This window comes from Kocuria cellulosilytica (assembly GCF_040981245.1).
GTDB classification, from domain to species: Bacteria; Actinomycetota; Actinomycetes; order Actinomycetales; family Micrococcaceae; genus Kocuria; species Kocuria cellulosilytica.
In genome coordinates this window covers 1-1,759 of sequence record NZ_JAVFWZ010000024.1, presented here as the reverse complement: position 1 = coordinate 1,759, position 1,759 = coordinate 1, and the positions used below count along the sequence as shown (strand labels likewise).

Below are 1,759 nucleotides of genomic sequence, written 5' to 3'. Positions count from 1 at the left end.
CGGGCGTGCCCGTAGGGTGAGCGGATGGACATCGCGCATCTGTTGTGGAACTCCGTCCCGCCGTGGGCCACCGTCGCGTTCTTCACCGTGGACCTGGTCATCCGGTTGCTCGCCCTGGGCACGATCCCGCACAACCGGCGGCCCTCGGCGGCGTGGGGCTGGTTGCTGGTGATCTTCTTCTTCCCGATCCTGGGCGGGCTGGTGTATCTGGTCCTGGGCCGGGCGGACCTGCCCGAGGCCCGCAAGGCCAAGCAGCGCGAGGCCGCGCAGCGGGTCGACGCGCACGGCCCCGGGGCCGAGGCGCAGGAGGTCCGGGAGATGCCGGACTGGCTGGCCGAGACGGTGCGGCTGAACCAGCACAACGGGGCGTTCCCCGTGGCCGGCGGGCACCGGATCGAGGTCCTCGACGACTACGACGCGTCACTGGCCGCGATGGCCGAGCAGATCAGGGCGGCCGCGCACTACGTGCACTTCGAGTTCTACATCGCCGTGGCCGATGACACGACGGAGCCGGTGGTCGCGGCCCTGGAGGAGGCCCACGCCCGAGGGGTGACCGTGCGGGTGCTCGTGGACCACCTCGGTGCGGCCGGCTACCCCGGGTACCAGGACCTCGTGCGCCGCCTGGAGGCGGCCGGGATCGACTGGCGGCGGATGCTGCCGGTCCGCCCGTGGCGCGGGGAGTACCAGCGCCCGGACCTGCGCAACCACCGCAAGATCCTCGTGGTCGACGGGGAGGTGGCGTACACGGGGTCGCAGAACGTCATCGACCGCAGCTACAACAAGGCCAAGAACAAGCGGAAGGGCCTGCAGTGGATCGGGATGACGGTCCGCATCCACGGCCCGGCCGTCGAGCACCTGGACGCGCTGTTCGCCACGGACTGGTACTGCGAGACCGACGACATGATCCTGGACGCCGACGCCAGTGCCGACGGGTCCCCGGCGCGCAGCCCGAAGGCACCAGCCCCGGGTCACCTGGTGTGCCAGGTGCTGCCGTCCGGGCCGGGGCTGGCCCAGGAGTCCAATCAGCAGCTGTTCAACCACCTCTTCGCCTCCGCGCGGGAGCGGATCACGGTGTGCAGCCCCTACTTCGTGCCCGACGACTCGATGTACAACACCCTGCGCACCGCCGTCGGGCGGGGTGTGGCGGTGGAGCTGTACATGGGGGCGACCTCCAACCACGCCCTGACCCACCACGCCCAGCGGTCCTTCTACGAGATGCTCATCCGGGACGGGATCCGGATCTTCCTCTACGAGGCCCCCTGGGTGCTGCACTCGAAGTTCGTGCTGATCGACGACGACGCGGCGGTGGTCGGGTCCTCCAACATGGACATCCGCTCGTTCGTGCTCGACCACGAGGTCAACCTCCTGGTCAGTGGCCGGGACTTCGTGGGCCGCCTGGACGAGCTCGTGGACGACTACCGGCAGCACAGCCACGAACTGGAACTGGAGGACTGGCTGGCTCGGCCCTGGTACCAGAAGTACCTCGACAACACCGCCCGGCTGACCTCCGCCCTGCAGTGACCCGGCGGACGTCCCGTGGGTGGGCATGGAGGGGCTGACAAGGCAGTACCCACCTGCCGTCCAGGACTTCGTTATTCCTGTGTGACGGGTTTCCGGGATACGAAGGAGGCTGAGCTCCTAGGGTGGAAAGGTCAGCAGCGAACGCATTCCATCGAATGGAGAACATCATGTCGACCAGCTCGAAGAAGAGGATGTTTGCTCTGCCGGCCGCGGCCGCCTTCGCCTCGGCCCTGATGGT

At 68.7% G+C, this 1,759-nt stretch carries 1 protein-coding gene; it reads left to right on the top strand.

The features are described 5' to 3' along the window. The first annotated feature begins 24 nt into the window (after positions 1 to 24). Complete coding sequence (gene cls / locus RCG67_RS16770) at positions 25 to 1,521, top strand: cardiolipin synthase (protein WP_368827920.1); 1,497 nt, start codon at positions 25 to 27, stop codon at positions 1,519 to 1,521. Positions 1,522 to 1,759 lie beyond the last annotated feature (238 nt).

Bases quoted from the DNA above. Each gene is read 5' to 3' on its own strand.
- cls (WP_368827920.1), top strand. From the start codon at position 25: ATGGACATCGCGCATCTGTTGTGGAACTCCGTCCCGCCGTGGGCCACC.